Origin of the sequence: Roseovarius confluentis (genome assembly GCF_002917925.1) — a bacterium.
Lineage (GTDB): Bacteria > Pseudomonadota > Alphaproteobacteria > Rhodobacterales > Rhodobacteraceae > Roseovarius > Roseovarius confluentis.
Window position 1 is genome coordinate 703,132 of record NZ_PPFE01000001.1, and the last position, 13,314, is coordinate 716,445.

Annotated in this window: 17 protein-coding genes; 1 reads left to right on the top strand and 16 read right to left on the bottom strand. The window is 64.7% G+C overall.

What is annotated here, in order from left to right; all coding sequences use genetic code 11:
• Positions 1 to 171 precede the first annotated feature (171 nt).
• From C2I35_RS03390 to C2I35_RS03425, 8 genes are all read right to left on the bottom strand, one after another.
• The gene (locus C2I35_RS03390) at positions 172 to 861 is read right to left on the bottom strand and encodes an imm11 family protein (protein WP_103761580.1); all 690 of its coding nucleotides are present in this window, start codon (positions 859 to 861) and stop codon (positions 172 to 174) included.
• 45 nt (positions 862 to 906) lie between these two features.
• Positions 907 to 1,413, bottom strand: coding sequence for a GNAT family N-acetyltransferase (locus C2I35_RS03395; RefSeq protein WP_103761581.1), 507 nt, complete (start codon positions 1,411 to 1,413; stop codon positions 907 to 909).
• The gene (gene acuI, locus C2I35_RS03400) at positions 1,400 to 2,389 is read right to left on the bottom strand and encodes an acryloyl-CoA reductase (protein ID WP_103761582.1); all 990 of its coding nucleotides are present in this window, start codon (positions 2,387 to 2,389) and stop codon (positions 1,400 to 1,402) included. The genes C2I35_RS03395 and acuI overlap by 14 nt, the downstream gene beginning before the upstream one ends.
• A 210-nt stretch (positions 2,390 to 2,599) precedes the next feature.
• Entirely contained in the window at positions 2,600 to 3,703 is a 1,104-nt protein-coding gene (locus C2I35_RS03405) for a dimethylsulfoniopropionate demethylase (RefSeq protein WP_103761583.1), read from the bottom strand.
• On the bottom strand, positions 3,703 to 3,951 hold the full coding sequence (locus tag C2I35_RS03410) for a hypothetical protein (RefSeq protein ID WP_103761584.1): 249 nt from the start codon (positions 3,949 to 3,951) through the stop codon (positions 3,703 to 3,705). Before C2I35_RS03410 ends, C2I35_RS03405 begins: the two co-directional genes overlap by 1 nt.
• Before the next feature lie 4 nt (positions 3,952 to 3,955).
• On the bottom strand, positions 3,956 to 4,465 hold the full coding sequence (locus C2I35_RS03415; protein WP_103761585.1) for a DinB family protein: 510 nt from the start codon (positions 4,463 to 4,465) through the stop codon (positions 3,956 to 3,958).
• Between the two features lie 11 nt (positions 4,466 to 4,476).
• Positions 4,477 to 5,181, bottom strand: a complete 705-nt coding sequence (locus tag C2I35_RS03420) for a DUF1326 domain-containing protein (RefSeq protein ID WP_103761586.1) — start codon at positions 5,179 to 5,181, stop codon at positions 4,477 to 4,479.
• 3 nt (positions 5,182 to 5,184) lie between these two features.
• Complete coding sequence (locus C2I35_RS03425) at positions 5,185 to 5,988, bottom strand: DUF2182 domain-containing protein (RefSeq protein ID WP_103761894.1); 804 nt, start codon at positions 5,986 to 5,988, stop codon at positions 5,185 to 5,187.
• A gap of 68 nt (positions 5,989 to 6,056) precedes the next feature.
• Between C2I35_RS03425 and C2I35_RS03430 the strand changes: the two genes are divergently transcribed.
• Positions 6,057 to 6,797, top strand: coding sequence for a FadR/GntR family transcriptional regulator (locus tag C2I35_RS03430; protein WP_103761587.1), 741 nt, complete (start codon positions 6,057 to 6,059; stop codon positions 6,795 to 6,797).
• A 289-nt stretch (positions 6,798 to 7,086) separates the two neighbouring features.
• On the opposite strand, the gene C2I35_RS03435 is transcribed toward C2I35_RS03430, so the two are convergent.
• The 8 genes from C2I35_RS03435 to C2I35_RS03470 form a co-directional block, all read right to left on the bottom strand.
• Entirely contained in the window at positions 7,087 to 7,281 is a 195-nt protein-coding gene (locus C2I35_RS03435) for a Trm112 family protein (RefSeq protein ID WP_103761588.1), read from the bottom strand.
• Positions 7,278 to 7,922 carry an LON peptidase substrate-binding domain-containing protein gene (locus C2I35_RS03440; RefSeq protein ID WP_103761589.1) on the bottom strand — a complete coding sequence of 215 codons (645 nt, stop codon included), beginning with the start codon at positions 7,920 to 7,922 and terminating at the stop codon, positions 7,278 to 7,280. Before C2I35_RS03440 ends, C2I35_RS03435 begins: the two co-directional genes overlap by 4 nt.
• A gap of 27 nt (positions 7,923 to 7,949) precedes the next feature.
• Positions 7,950 to 8,864, bottom strand: coding sequence for a thioredoxin family protein (locus C2I35_RS03445; protein WP_103761590.1), 915 nt, complete (start codon positions 8,862 to 8,864; stop codon positions 7,950 to 7,952).
• A 209-nt stretch (positions 8,865 to 9,073) separates the two neighbouring features.
• Complete coding sequence (locus C2I35_RS03450) at positions 9,074 to 9,370, bottom strand: hypothetical protein (RefSeq protein ID WP_146049953.1); 297 nt, start codon at positions 9,368 to 9,370, stop codon at positions 9,074 to 9,076.
• Positions 9,360 to 10,424: a hypothetical protein gene (locus tag C2I35_RS03455; RefSeq protein ID WP_103761592.1), complete on the bottom strand. Its 1,065-nt coding sequence runs from the start codon at positions 10,422 to 10,424 to the stop codon at positions 9,360 to 9,362. Before C2I35_RS03455 ends, C2I35_RS03450 begins: the two co-directional genes overlap by 11 nt.
• On the bottom strand, positions 10,424 to 10,837 hold the full coding sequence (locus tag C2I35_RS03460; protein ID WP_103761593.1) for a DUF4383 domain-containing protein: 414 nt from the start codon (positions 10,835 to 10,837) through the stop codon (positions 10,424 to 10,426). The genes C2I35_RS03455 and C2I35_RS03460 overlap by 1 nt, the downstream gene beginning before the upstream one ends.
• Positions 10,834 to 12,321 (bottom strand): FAD-binding oxidoreductase, encoded by a 1,488-nt coding sequence (locus C2I35_RS03465; RefSeq protein ID WP_103761594.1) that lies wholly within the window; start codon positions 12,319 to 12,321, stop codon positions 10,834 to 10,836. Before C2I35_RS03465 ends, C2I35_RS03460 begins: the two co-directional genes overlap by 4 nt.
• A gap of 196 nt (positions 12,322 to 12,517) precedes the next feature.
• Positions 12,518 to 13,306, bottom strand: a complete 789-nt coding sequence (locus C2I35_RS03470; RefSeq protein WP_103761595.1) for an exodeoxyribonuclease III — start codon at positions 13,304 to 13,306, stop codon at positions 12,518 to 12,520.
• Positions 13,307 to 13,314 lie beyond the last annotated feature (8 nt).

Sequence of the window (13,314 nt, forward strand, 5' to 3'; positions counted from 1 at the left end):
GCCTATAGGTCCATGATTTCCCGGATCCCGGTCCGGCGGTCCCATGATTTCCCGAAATGAAACGCCATCCGTGCCGTAGGGTGGGTGAAAACCCACGCGCTTCCAGGTGCAACCCGCCTGCGTCCCCCCCGTCGCGCACCAACTACCGGGCTTGGACTCCTTGGAACAGCCCTACCTGTCGTCCGTCACGGCGATTTCCCGAAACCACCAGCCCTTGCAGCCAACGGCTTCAACCATCCCCTTGAACGCATCGGTGCAGACGACGGTTTTGGTCAGGGTATCACGCCAGATCAGCGCAACTTTCACACGAGACCGCAGCACAGCGCGCCCGGACCCCGAAATCGTATTGAAATAGCTGCCGTCGCCACGCTTCTGAGGCACGATCCGCGTGCGGTCCTGATCCCAGCAGTCCCGGCGGGCCAGAAGATTGGCCAGATAAAACGGTCCGCCCGCGATCGGCGTCTTGTGGACATCATCCCAAGTGCGCTCCATGCGCACGAATTCGAACAAAGCAGGATCGACCGCCTCGATCGCGTCCTTGAGACGCTCTGAAAACAAAGGGATGGCCTTGAGGCTTTCACCGAACGGCTTGATGACATCGAATGTCCGCTCTGCCTTGGGCCTGCTCACGCACCAGATCTTCTGGAACTCGGCACGGGTCTTGTCGGTAAACCTACCACCCTTGACCGTGGCACCATACGACAATGGCCCGCCGTGTTCGTACTTCATATCGCGGCCAGGGACCCATTCGTCTTCATAATCGTCATAATGGATCCGCTCACCATAGTCCGGTGCACGCGCGAACACGTAATCCAGGAAATCCGGCGTGCCGTAATTGCTCGCGATCAAGTAGCACTTCATCGTCAACCGCCGCCTCTCGACCGAGCGCGCAGAGAGCAAGCCACTTCAGCTCCCCAGCCACTTGAACATCACCAACGCATCCACCAGCCCCTGCTTCGGATGCCGGAACGCCTTAGGCAGCCGCCCCACCGTCTCGAAGCCCAGCTTCGTCCACAGCGCGATGGCCCCCACATTGCTGGTCACGACGAAGTTGAACTGCATCGCCGCATATCCCAGCTCCCGCGCAACATCCTGGCTGTGCTCGCACATCGCCCGTGCCACACCTCTTCCCCGCGCGGCGGGCGCGGTGATGTAGCCGCAATTGCACACATGCGCCCCGCCCCCCGCCTGGTTCGTCTTGATGTAATAGGTGCCCAGAATCTCTCCGCCCGACTCGGCCACGTAAGTCGCTCGCGGGGCCTCGCACCAATATTCCATCAGCCGGCTCTGCGACAGGTCCGGCTCGATGGCATAGGTGTCGCCTGCGCGCACGACGTCGCGCAGGATCGGCCAGAGCGCGTCGGCATCGCCGTCGCGCACCAGCCTGATGGTTAGATCATCACGCGTTGACATCGACGACGACGCGGCCCTTGACCTGGCCTTTCAGGATGTCGCGGCCCAGCCCCGGCAGGTCCGACAGGGTCGCGGGCTGCACCATGCTCTCCAGCTTGTCCATCGGCAGGTCCTTGGCGATCCGCTCCCAAGCCCGCAGCCGGTTGTCATAGGGTTGCATGACAGAATCGATCCCCAGCAGGTTCACACCGCGCAGGATGAACGGCGTGATCAGCGCGCCCTCGATGGCCGCGCCCCCGGCAAGGCCAATGGCCGCGACCGAGCTGCCGTATTCCATCTGCTTCAGCACCCGGCCCAGCATGGCACCCGCCACCGCGTCGACGCAACCGCCCCAGGCTTCCGCCTCCAGCGGCTTCTTGGTGACCTCGGTCAGTTCCTCGCGCGGCACGATCTGGCTGGCCCCAAGGCCCTTCAGATAGCCCTCCTGCTCCGGCCGCCCGGTGACAGCCGCCACCTCGTGCCCCAGCTTGGCCAGGATCGCCGTGGCAACGCTGCCCACGCCACCCGCGGCGCCGGTCACCAACACGGGGCCTTTCTTCAGCCCCTGGTCCTCCAGCGCCATGACGGCCAGCATCGCGGTGAACCCGGCGGTGCCCACGGCCATCGCCTGCCGCGTATCGAGGCCGTCGGGCAGCGGCACCAGCCAGTCGGCCTTGACCCGCGCCTTCTGGGCATAACCGCCCCAATGCGCCTCGCCCACGCGCCATCCGGTCAGCACCACCTTGTCACCGGGGCTGTACCGGCCGTCAGAGCTCTCCTCGACCGTCCCGGCAAAATCGATCCCCGGCACGTGCGGATACTTGCGCACCAGCCCGCCGCCCGGCCCGATACACAGCCCGTCCTTGTAATTCACCGTCGAATACTCGACCGCGACCGTCACCTCGCCCTCTGGCAGGTCGTCGATCCCGATCTGCTTGACCTCCGCCGAGGTCTTGCCGCTCTCTTCGTCCTTCTCGACAACCAATGCGTTGAACATGTCCAATCTCCTGTCTTGCTTAGCGAGGCTCCCCCGCTTTCATCGTTCCAAAAACACCCAAGCCTCCCAGGGCTTGAGCGCATCTCCCGCCTCATAGGCAAAACGCCCGCAAGGCATATTGGGTCCGGCCGGCGCGCGCCGCTTTCACTGTTCGCGAAATACTCCGGGGAGCGCGAGGGGCTGGCCCCTCGCTCCGCCGTCAGATCTCGCTCAGTTCCAGAAACCTTCCTGCACCACCCCGCGCCGGACCTGATCCGGCGCCTCCACCTGCACCTCGGTGCCTGCATCCCAATGGGTCATCCGCACCATGCCGATGGCCACGTTGGTGTTGAAATCCGGGCTCCACGCGGCGGAACTCACCCGCCCCACCCGCTTGCCATTCGCCGTGACCGGCCACCACCTGTCACAGGGCGGCACCTTCGGGCCGTCGATGGCAATCGCACAGATCTGCTGCACCGGCCCTTCCTTCGACACCCTGAGCAGCGCGTCACGCCCGATACACCCAATGGCGCTCTGCGTGTTGCAGAACCGCCCCAGCCCGCATTCATGCGGCGTGTTGTCGTCGGTCATGTCGTTGCCATAGCTCAGCAGCCCGCTTTCGACCCGCTCGATCAGATTGGGACAGCCCGCATGCACATCCAGATCGCGGCCCGCCTCCATCAGCGCATTCCAAAGCGGCATGCCGATATCTTCTCCCTCGACATAGATCTCGAAGCCGCCCTGCTTGGAATAGCCCGACCGCGCGATCACCATGTCCCGTCCCTGGAAGTCGAACACGCCAAAGCGGAAGAACCGAACGTCGCGAATGCCCTCGCCAAAGACCCGCGCCATCAATTCCTCCGCCTTCGGCCCCTGCACGGCCAAGGGCGACACGTCCGGCTCGTCCACCAGCACGTCCAGCCGCCAGCCATGTGCCGTGGCCTTCACCCAGTAAAGCAGGTCACTGTCGGCAATCGAGATCCACCAGCGATCCTCGGCCAACTTCACCGACACCGGGTCATTCAGCATCCCCCCCGTCTCGTCCACGATGGGGACGTAATAACACTGCCCCGCCGTCATCCCCCGCAGGTCGCGCGGCGTCAGCATCTGCATCAGTCGCCCCGCATCCGGGCCGCGCAACTCCACCTGCCGCTCGCAGGCCACGTCCCAGACCTGCACCGCGTCCTTCAGGTGACGGTAATCCTCCTCGACCGACCGAAAGACCGTCGGCAACAGCATGTGGTTGTAAACCGTGTAACCTTTCACCCCGGCGGCCTCGACCCCCTCGGAAAAAGGCGTGCGCCGCAACCGGCGCGACAGGGAAATCATCGGCATCAGACAGATCCCTTCAGGTTGCTTTTGCAGATCACCGGCGCTTCGCCGGTGGCGGAATAGGCCGCGACCCCGCAGGCCGCACAGCGATACTCGACGAACCGGCCATTGCTGTTGCCGGTCTCGCTCCACTTGCACGCGCGTTTGGCGGGCTTATTCCCGGGTCCGCCGAGGCGTCCACCCATGCGCCCCCGCCCCAGGCTAAAGGCGACGGCCACGATAACCACCAGCGCCAGGACAAAGGCCAGCATCGGCTCAGCCCTCCCCGGGCATCAGGAACAGGTCACTCACCGGCGCCTCCAGCCCGGCGGCGGTCATCATCGCATGCACCTGCCCCCGGTGATGGGTCTGGTGGTTGAACATGTGCGTGACGCACAAGGCGCGCGGCGTCACCATGTCCCGCCCCAGCGTGCCGGAATACCACCGCAGGTCGCCGGTCAGGTCCATCGCCCGCAACGATTTCGCCCAATGCCCGATCTTGCCGTCCACCTGATACCGCTCCGCACTCCACGCCCCCAGCGTCGGATGCATCTCCACGCTCTTCTTCACGCCGACCTTCGGCGCCTCCACCGACGGATCGAACCGCGCCATCCACATTCGGTCACCCCACAGCAGATGGTTCAGCGTGCCCAGGATCGAGCCGAAAAACGCCCCGCGATCCTCGGTCAGCACCTCCAGCGGCTGTGCGTCCAGCGACTCGGTCAGTTGCCGGTTCTGCCATGCGTTGTACCGCGCCATCATGCGGCAATATTCGGGCGTGATCATCGCAGGCGCCCCTACTTCGGACCTTTCCAGTCGATCGGACACACCTCCGCCGACATGCCGCCGAAATCCCAGACCCGGCCATAATCCCGCACCCGGCTTTTCGTGCCCTTCGCGGCGATGATGTCCGGCCCCATCCAGTATTTCGAGTTCGTCACCATCACAGGATGATCCGGGCTCGCCCCGTCGATCATCTCGATCTCGCCCTGAATCTTGCGCCCGATGTAAAGGCCCCGCTTCTTGCCGTCGCGCACGATCTCGACCTTCTCGCGCTCCGCCCCGATGATCTCGCTCACCAGCATAGTGAAGAGGCCCGTCGTGCCCCCCGCCGCGCCACTGAAAATCTGCAGGATCCCGTTATAGGCCTTGCCACTCGCGCGCTCGTCCACATAGGCCGCCACCTTCCAGTTGCCCTCGCCCATGCGCCCGGGGATATCCACCAGAAGGCCGACATTCAGACCCGACAGGTCCTCGCCCTCGTAATGGCCCTCGTCGATCGCAATCGCCATCCATGCATGACAATGCCCTTCGGTGGGCGGGTGCGCCCCAAGGCTCACGACGCAGGGACAGAACACGGTGCAAGAGCAGTTCAGGAACAGCTCGCCCTTGATGGCCCAGTCGGTCGGCGTCATCTTGCGCCGCTTGGGGTTGGCCATCCGGTTGTCGATGCGCTGCGACACCGGCAGCTTGTCGGCGTCTTTCCGGCGTGTCAAAGCCATGCTCTATCCTCCTGTTACCAGCGGCGCGGCCAGAACCGCCACCCCGCCCGCGATCAGCGCCACACCCATCGGCCGGATCACCCGGTGCCCGACCTGCGGCAGTTTCTCCAATACCATGAATAGCGTGGCAAGGCCCATCCAAAGCAGGCTCATCACGCCGCCCACGAAGCCCAGCGCCATGAAGCCCCAGCAACAGCCCACGCAGAACGCGCCCAACCCAAGCCCCATGCGCACGCCGCCGCCAAAGCCGGTGCGCCAATGCCCCAGGAAATAGGTCATCGGACTGTGGCACACCCCGTGACAGACTTCCTTGGCGCGGGTGAACTGGAACGCCCCCACGACGATCAACAGCCCCCCGGCAATCACGGATGACTTCGCGATCCCCAGCATATCGATCACACCGCCATAAAGCAGCGCCACCTGCACCCCCGCGATCACCGCCGCGAACCCGAGCCAGGCGATGGAATACCCCGCCAGCACGCCCAGCCACCCGGCGGTCGTGCCATCGGCGCTGCGAATGAGGTCATCGTAACAGCGCAACGTCGGCACCATGGTCGGCAGCATCATCGCCGCCATCATGATCGCCCACATGGCGAACAGCGGCCCGAACCGGTCCATCGCCATACCGCCGCCCATGCCCATCTCCATGCCGGGTTGCATGGCCCGCATCTTCTCCCCCATCGGCCCGGGCCGGCCGATGAGGTCCAGGTCCATCCCCGTCGCCATCAGGTACATCACCACCCACGCCGCCAGGATCGCCGCGAAAAACGCCAGCCAGGCAAAGGATCGCAAGGAAAGAGCCGACATGCCGAAGAACACCCTTGGTTCGAGTCACGATTGCCCTTATGAATGTCAGACAATTAAAGGTCTGACAAATGAAAACCGCCAGCTCTGCCGAACCCCGCCAGGACCTCTCCGCCCAGATCGCAGAGGCGGTCCGCACGGCCATCGTCGAGGGCCGGATGATCGTCGATGAACGCCTGCCCTCCGAGGCCGAGCTTTCCGAGCAATTCGGCGTCTCCCGCTCCACCGTGCGCGAGGCGCTCAAACGGCTGGCCGCCCAATCCCTCATCCGCACCCAGCGCGGAGCTTTCGGCGGCGCCTTCGTCAACCGGCTCAGCTACACCGACGCCTACAGCCAGCAGATCACGACCTCCACGCTGCTCTTGTCGATGAACGCCGTCAGTTTCGAGACCGCCTGCGAGGCGCGCTACACGCTCGAACGCGCCTGCGCCCCTCTCGCCGCCCGGCGCCGCACCGACGACAGCCTCGCCACAATGCGCGCCGAGATCGCGCGCCAATCGCAACCCGACCTCTCGGATGAAGCCTTCTGCGCCTCCGACGTGGCCCTGCACCGCGCCCTCGTCGACGCGGCGGGAAATCCCGTGCTCAGCTACCAATTGGCCGGCGCGGTCGAGGCGATGCAGCCCCTGATGAACATGATCACCTTCACCGCCCGCTCGCGCGAGGAAATCGTCAGCCTGCACACCGCCCTTGCGGACGCGCTGGGGCGCAAGGATGCCACCGCCGCCAACACCGCCCTACACCGGCTCGAGGCCTACACCCTCACCCTTGGCCGCGACGTGATGGCCACCCGCGCGCACAAGAGAAAGTGACGCCGAACCGCGCCAACCCCGTCTTCCCCTGACCCAAAATATCCCCGCCGGAGGCTCCGACGGCGCCACCCATGCAGCGACTTGGGCAAAGCGTCACGTCGCCCTCCGCCCCGAGGCGGCCGGCGCCCCGGCCGACGCCGAGACATCCAGCGTGCGCGCCTCGCGCGCACTCCGCCAAAGCGTTTCGCGATAACCTTGATGTGCGGATTACCCGTGACACGCCACGCGACACTCGATCGTTGCGCGCGTTTCGCCTTCAGATGATACCTCAGGTTAAAGGCGAAAGGCTTCAGTCCAACCTACGCGCCTCGTCGATCAGCAGGATGGGAATCCCCGAGCGGATCGGAAAGGCCAGCCCGGCATTGCGGCTGATCAACTCATGCGCCTCCGCGTCGTATTCCAGCACCGAATGCGTCTGCGGGCAGATCAGCGCCTCCAGCATGTGCCGGTCGAACTCAGGTGCCGTGATGTCCGCGTCACTCATTGCATCATCTCCTTTTCGTCGCCGCCGCGCAGATCGTATTCGATCAGCGTCACCAAGGTCTCGCGCCGCGTCGACAGGCTCGGCGCCTCCAGCAGCGCCTGCTTGTCCTCGGGCTCGAACCCCAACAGCATCGACAGCGAGTTGATCAGCAACTCGTCCTCGGCTTCCTTCAGCGACTCCCAGTCGGTCGACAGCTCCCGCGCATCGAAATAGCGCGACAGAAGGTCCATGAAGGACTCCCGGTTGAAGCCCGGGTCGCTGTCGCCGGGCTCCAGGTCCTGCTCGAACCCGTCCCAAGTGACCTGCGCCCGGCGATAAGGGGTGAACCCCTCCACCTCCGACGACACGCGAAAGCGCGAAACACCCGACAGCGTGATCATGTAGCGCCCGTCCTCGGTTTCCGAGAATTGCGTCACCTTGCCCGCACAGCCGATTCGGTGCAGCCCGTGCTCGCCCGCGCGCGCGCCGGGGTCCGGCTGCACCATACCGATCAGGCGATGCGGCGCTTTCAGCGCATCGTCGAGCATCGCAAGATAGCGCGGCTCGAAGAGGTGCAACGGCAGTCGCGAGCGCGGCAAAAGCAGCGCACCCGGCAACGGAAAGACCGGGATTACCTCCGGCAGATCACCCTGTAATATCATGTGCAGGGACGTAGCCCGCGCGACGCGTCAGGCAAATATCATCGAGCTCAATTTGCGCCGCCCAGCCTGGGCCACCGGATCACCCGGTTTCAGCGCGTCGAAGATGGTGAACAGCTGCGTCTTCGCGGCCGCGTCATTCCACTCCCGGTCGCGCCGGAAAAGCTCCAGCAACTCGTCCACCGCCTCCTGCGTCTGGCCCGACGCGTGCAGCGCCTGCGCCAGGTCGAACCGCGCCTGGTGGTCGTCCGGGTCGGCCTCGACCTTTGCGCGCAATTCGCTCACCGGCCCCGCATCGGCGGCCTGCCGCGCCAGCGCCAGCTGCGCCGCCGCCGCTTCCAGTTCCGGCGCCTTGGAAATCTCCGCCGGCGCGCCGTTCAGGATCGCCTCGGCCTGGTCCAGATCATCCATCGCGATATGGCTCGACACCAGCCCGGCATAGGCGGTGGCGTTCTTGTCGTCCTCCTGCAGGATCGCGGCAAAGGTCTGCGCCGCATCCGTCGCCGCGCCCTGCTCCAGCATCTCCTGCGCCGCCGCAATCGCCTCTTCCAGGCCCGAGTCGCCCGCCTCGCCACCGGCGGCCTGCACCACGCGGCTCACGAAGGCGTCGATCTCCGATCCTGACACCGCGCCCTGGAATCCGTCGATCGGCTGGCCCTGCCAGAAGGCATAGACCATCGGGATCGACTGCACCCGCAACTGCTGCGCGATCATCTGGTTCTCGTCCACGTTGACCTTGGCCATTTTCACGGCGCCGTTCGCCTTGGTGACGGCCGCCTCCAGCTGCGGGCCAAGCGTCTTGCACGGCCCGCACCACGGCGCCCAGAAATCGACGATCACCGGCACACTCTGCGAGGCCTCGACGACCTCGGTCATGAAGTCCGCCTCGGTGACGTCCTTGATCAGGTCGGTTTGGGGTTGGGTCTGGCCGCCAAGTTCAAGCATCGGTTCCTCCGCATCGCGTGGGCATGTAAGTTGCCGTCTAAATGGCGCACGCGGTCCCATGTTGCAAGGGGCGGCCCCGTTGCCGACGTTACCTGTGCGCGCGGCGGGTTCATGAACCGGGGCTTGGTCCGGGACGAGAAATGCCACCGATGCAATACCACCCAAATACCGACGCAATACCGACGTCGCATTCCAGGCCGTCGAATCGGTTAACGCGGCCCCTCGGGCAGTGGCAGACACCCCGGCAATCCGGCGGGCAGAACCACCCGCCCCCCGGCCCGGTACAGCGCCAATCCAAGCCCCGGCATGTCGCCCCGCACCGCCACCCAGGCCCCGCCGCCGCCGACCACCGCCGCGCCATCGGGCAGGCTGGCTACGAAATCATCATTTGGAAACAGCACGATAGCGCCCGGCGCCGCATCCGTCGCCACCATCACCAGCATCAACGTCCCGACCCAACCCGCCACCACGCAGACCAACGCCAACGCCCAGCGCTTAATAGTCATGGATATGTTCCAGCCGCAAACGATCCACGCCCGTCGCGGCCTGCATCTGCCGCAACTTTTCGGCCAGGTCGGTCACGTTAACCATTATCAGGTGGCGCGAATCCCCATAGCCCTGCCGCGCAAAGGAATGGATCGCCCCGCCCACCTCCTCGGCCTGCGACAGCGCGGTGAACATGATCTCGTCGTTGCCCGCGATCTCCACGAATTCCGCGCCGGCTTCGGCCATCTGCTGCAGGATATGCGTCAGTTCGCGATAGCGCGGCGTCTCGATCTCGAGCCCGCCTTTCACCGGCCCGATCACCTCGACCGTGCCCATGGTCCGCAACGCGTCCTCGGATATCCCGTCCACGATCATCCGCAGGGTCAATTCGTCCGCCCCCACCTGCGCCACCGCGTCCTCGATCACCCGCGCATACGCCGCCTTCGCGCCGTACTCGACCCCAAGCGCAAACCGCCGCTCGCGGTCGCGCAGGCTGTCGGTGGCGTTGGTGGCAAGGTCCTCTCGGTCGCCGTCGAAATCCCATTTGTACCACGGCACCTGTTGCAGGAACTGTGCATAGGCCCGCGCTTGATCCGCTGACAGATCATCCAGCGGCGCGCGTTCCGGCCCACGCCACCACGCGGCCAGCCGCCCCAATGTTTCCTCATACGACGCCTTGGCCAGCAGCTCGGCGGTGAAACTTACCCCGATCACATAGATCGTCTGCTTGCTCTCACTGGTGAACCCGCCATGCTCCGCACTCTCATGGCTTAGCGCACACAGGCTCGACCAGTAGCCACCGATCGCTTGCATATACCCGAATTCATGCGGATCACCCGCGCTGATCACCTGCGCATAATCGTCGTAGGCATGCACGATATGCCATTCCGGATAGGTCATCAGCGTCCGCGACTCGTCGCGCCGATGCTCGGGCGGCAGGATCGGCTCATAGGTTTCGGGCTTGGCCTGCGGGATACAGACCAGTTCGTTGTAGGCCACAGGCGACAGCAGCCCCGCGGTCAGCACGACCGCGACCAGCCCCAGCCGCAGCAGCCATTTCAGAAAGCGCCGCATCAGGCGCGGTCCCCTCGGTCCAGAACAGTTCCGGCAAAGAGCGCAAAGCCCCCCAGCCCGATATGCGGCAGGTTCGCAAGGATGCGCGGCACCGACAGTGAAAAGCCCTCGGACGGGTTGGTAAGGATTCCGAAATCGAGGAAGCCATAGGCTGTGAAAATCCCGAAGATCCCGTCGGCCAGGTACAGCGCGCCGAAAATAATCAGGAAAATTTTCGCCGACCGGTGGCTGATCATCCCCGCCGCCAGCGCCCAGAGCGCCGAAACCAAATGCAGCGCATCGTCGAACGGATCGAGCGCGAAGATCCCGAAGGCCAACCCGGTCTCATCGGTCAGCCCGGGAATGTAATTGATCGAGGCCGCTGCCAGCAGCGCCGCCGTGTAGAAGAAACAGATTTTACCAAGCAATGTCATAGCTTATCCAGATACGTGTCCCAAAGGTTGTTGCGGAATGTCAGGTCCGGGTCCAGCGCACGCTTCGCGGCCGCGAACGCCGCCGCCCGCGGATAGGCCCGCACCATCTGCGCGGGCGTGGCATGGGGCCGGTAAGGCAGGTAATAACTCCCGCCGATCCCCGTCACCCCGTCGATCAGAGCACGGGTCATCCGCGCCATGTCCGCCTCGGCCCGCTCCGTCATCTCTTGGCTGAAGGACATGACGGCGGCGATCCGCGGCACGCTCGCATAGGCCAGCACGCTCACCGGGTCCCGGTCGACAAAGCGCAGCGTAACGTTCAGAAACTCCTGGTAGGACGCCGGGATCACCTCGCGGCACAGCGCCACGAACTCGGCAAACCGCTCGGGCGCCACGAAGTACTCATGCAGGATATCCGTCCGGTTCGGGTCGCGGTCATCCAGCGTGATTACCGGCTCGTTCATCAGCGCATTGCGCGTCACCGCCCCGCCGCCCAGCGCCGGGCCCAGTTCGGTTTCGAACCACCAACGCAGCGACTTGAACGGCTCGTTCCCCAACTGCCAGCGATAGACCCGCGCCGCGACATGCGCCGCCATGTTCGACCCATCCGCAGGCTCCAGTCCCTCCTGATCTTCGGCGGGCCGATAGGTGATCATCAGCGCCTTGCCGAAGAACGACGCCCGCTCCACGTTCAGCCGTCCATAGGCCATGTTGACGGTCTGGTCGGTCAACGCCTCGGTGAACCGCGTCCCGAACTCCTCGGCCCGCATCTCCTCGAACTGCGGTACCAGCCGCCGGTTCGGCGCCATCTCCACCACCATCTCGGTGATCGCCCCGGTCAGGCCATAGCCGCCCATCGTCTGCCCGAAAAGGTCGACGTTCTTCTCCCGCGAACAGGTCAGCAACTCCCCATCGGACAGCACCATGTCAAAGCTGCGCACAGTGGCCCCCATCGGCCCCAGCTTGACCGGCCAGCCATGCGCGTTGACGCAGAAGGTGGCGGCGACGCCGAAATCATTGTTCGATTGCATCACCTTGGGACCATACCCGATCGGGTCCAGCGCCGCGATCACCTCCGACCAGCGTGTGCCGGCCTGCACACGGTAGGTGCCAGCCTCGGTGTCAGGCTCCACAAAGCCGCCTTGATAGGTCACCGCATGCCCGTCGCGCGGTATGGGCTGCCCGCCCATGGAATGCCGCGCAGCCCCCACGTTGACCGGCCGGCCCGCGGCTCGCGCCTCCTTGATCTCGGCGCGGATCGCCCTAACCAGTGCATCGCCCCGCCCCTTCTCGATCACGAGGTGCTTGTGCACTGGCGTCTCGCTCAGCCCGCTCGCGTCGTTCAGCGTGCCCGCCGCACCTTCGGGCCTCGTCCACGACACACCTTCATAGCCCGGCAGGTCCGCGCTCAGGCGGGACGTCAAGACGCCGCCCACAAGGGCCCCGCCCCCGAACAACACCGCGCGTCTGGACAATTTGCGCATGAGATTTCCTTATCCGCTCCCCCAATATCTCATGTTTGGTGGAACGAGGGGAAATCATAGGTCCGGTTTTCCATACCCGGACATGCAACGCCTTGGAAACGCACAAGCTTCCGGCAGGCTCGCATCCCTTACCATCACGCGGGCACCAGGGCTTTCGAGGAATTCTGGCCCAAAGAATCCGCGATTTCTTGCCTGACTAAAGGTCGAAGGTCGCAAAGACCGGCGCATGGTCCGACGGCTTCTCCCAGCCTCTCGCAGCCCTCAGGATCCGGCTGGAATGCGCCGACGACTTGATGTCGTCACTGGCCCAGATGTGATCCAGCCGCCGCCCCTTGTCCGCCGCGTCCCAGTCCTTGGCCCGGTAGGACCACCAACTGTATAGCTGCCCCTCCGGAATGTCGGCACGGGTGACATCGGTCCAGTTACCGGCCTCCTGTGCATCGCCCAGATGTTCCACTTCGACAGGCGTATGGCTGACCACTTTCAGAAGCTGCTTGTGGCTCCAGACGTCGTCTTCGCGCGGGGCAATGTTCAGGTCACCGACAAGAATGGATTTCCCGGGCTTATCCTTGCGGAACCAATCGCGCATCTCTGTCAGGTAATCCAGTTTCTGCCCGAATTTCACGTTCACCTCGCGGTCCGGCACATCACCGCCCGCGGGAACATAGAAGTTATGGATCACCACACCGTTCTCCAGCTCGCCCGCCACGTGCCGCGCATGGCCAAGCGCCGCGAAATCCATGTCGCCCACGTCCCTGATCGGCAGCTTCGACAGGATCGCCACGCCGTTATATCCCTTCTGCCCCCGCGCGATCACGTGGGTGTAGCCCAGCGCCGCGAACCCCTCCAACGGGATCTTCTCGACCGGCGACTTGCACTCCTGCAGGCACAGGATATCCGGAGCCTCCTCCTGCAAAAGCTTCAGCACGATCGGCTCGCGCAGGCGGACCGAGTTGATGTTCCAGGTGGCAAGCGTGAAGGACATGAGGCTCC